Origin of the sequence: Bacillus sp. JJ864, assembly GCF_036963045.1 — a bacterium.
Lineage (GTDB): Bacteria > Bacillota > Bacilli > Bacillales > Bacillaceae_G > Bacillus_A > Bacillus_A pseudomycoides_C.
Window position 1 is genome coordinate 1 of record NZ_JBALLY010000239.1, and the last position, 1,826, is coordinate 1,826.

General features: G+C 37.3%; 1 protein-coding gene and 1 pseudogene. Both read left to right on the forward strand.

Annotation, left to right across the window (positions count from 1 at the left end; translation table 11 throughout):
- Positions 1 to 167: 167 nt before the first annotated feature.
- A pseudogene (locus V7024_RS24515) lies at positions 168 to 962 on the forward strand (HAMP domain-containing protein); the annotation flags it as partial.
- A gap of 162 nt (positions 963 to 1,124) precedes the next feature.
- The coding region (locus V7024_RS24520) for a methyl-accepting chemotaxis protein (protein ID WP_438824513.1) at positions 1,125 to 1,826 on the forward strand (702 nt) is incomplete at its 3' end.

Consider the following 1,826-nt stretch of genomic DNA (forward strand, 5'->3'; position numbering starts at 1 on the left):
ATATGAATGTAGGAAAAAAACTGCTACTTTCATTTTTTGTTATTTTAATTTCTGCTGTGTCTGTAATAGGCACTATGTCTTATCAAACTGCAAAGAAGAATTTTGATAATCAAATTACAGGCAGTGCAAGTGAAAATATTAAAGTGTTAGACAGTTTAATTAATCAAATGATCGATGCAAAGTATAATGACGTTACACATTTTTCTAAAGTGATTCAGCGCAATATGCATGAAACTGATAATGGAGAAAGTATTAGGAAAGTGTTTACAGAGTATGTAAGTTTGCATCCTGAGGCAGTGCAACTGTATGTAGGGACTGATAATGGAGCATTTATTCAAGAACCGAACGTACAAATGCCAGCAGGTTATAATCCGAAAGAACGTCCTTGGTACATAGATGCAATGAAACAAAATGGGGGCGTTGCGATATCAACCCCATATAAAGACAAAACTACTGGGGATATTGTTGTTACAATCTCCAAAAAATTAGATGATGGTAGCGGCGTTATTGGTATTGATTTAAAGCTTGAAAGCTTATTAAAAACAACAAAAATGATTAATATTGGGAAAAAGGGATATGCATTTATTTTAGATCAAAGTCAAAATGTTATAGCTCATCCTCAAGAGAAGTCAGGTACAAAGGCTCCTGATGCTTGGGGGAAACCACTGTATAAAGAAAATCACGGAACATATACATATGATGGTTCAGAGAAGAAAATGGTCTTTGCGACAAATGCGAAAACAAGCTGGAAAATCGCCGGTACGATGTACGTAAATGAAGTCACTACAGCGGCAGAACCTATTTTTTACAATACGCTAATCGTCGCAGTGATTGCCCTTCTAGTAGGAGGAGTGATTATTTACTTTATTACCCTTTCGATTACGAAACCTTTAAAACAATTGGTTATTTCTTCTCATAAAATTAGTGAAGGTGATTTAACAGAAACAATTGAAGTTCGTTCGAATGATGAAATTGGTCAACTTGGAAAAGGTTTCAATGAAATGGCTGGGTCGCTGCGCGAATTGATATCCAGAATTAATTCGTCAGCAGGGCATGTAGCTGCTGCATCAGAAGAATTAACAGCAAGTGTGAGACAAGCAAGTGAAGCGACCGAGCAAATAACAATGGCAATTGATCAAGTGTCAAGCGGTGCAGCAATACAAACAAAAGGTGTTGAACAAGGCGCGATATTACTTCAAGAAGTGACAGACGGAATTCAACGTGTGGCAGATACTTCATTCTCTATCGCAACTTCATCTGCATACACACGTCAAAAAGCAGAAGATGGCGATAAGCTTGTTGCGCAAACGGTAAATCAAATGCAATCAATTCATCAATCAGTTGCAGAGTCTGATGCAATCATCCAGTTGCTAGATAATAAATCGAAGCAAATTGGGGATATATTAGAGGTCATTCAAAATATTGCAGATCAAACAAATTTATTAGCATTGAACGCAGCAATTGAAGCAGCAAGGGCAGGGGAACACGGCAGAGGCTTCGCTATCGTTGCAGATGAAGTACGTAAATTAGCAGAACAATCGAGTGCATCTTCAAGCGAGATTGGAAAGTTAATTACAGAAATTCAAGAAGATATGAGTAAAACGGTGAGTTCTATGAATCACGTAAATACAGAAGTCCAGTCAGGTCTTGTGATTGCCAACGAAACAAAGCAAAGCTTTACTGAAATTCTTCAATCTACAAGTGAAATTGCAAAACAAATTGAAAGCCTAGTTCAGACAGCAAAACAAATGTCTAAAGGCGCAGATGAAGTATCAGTTTCAGTTGGTGAAATCGCAATAACAGCGAATAACAATGCATCTAGCACA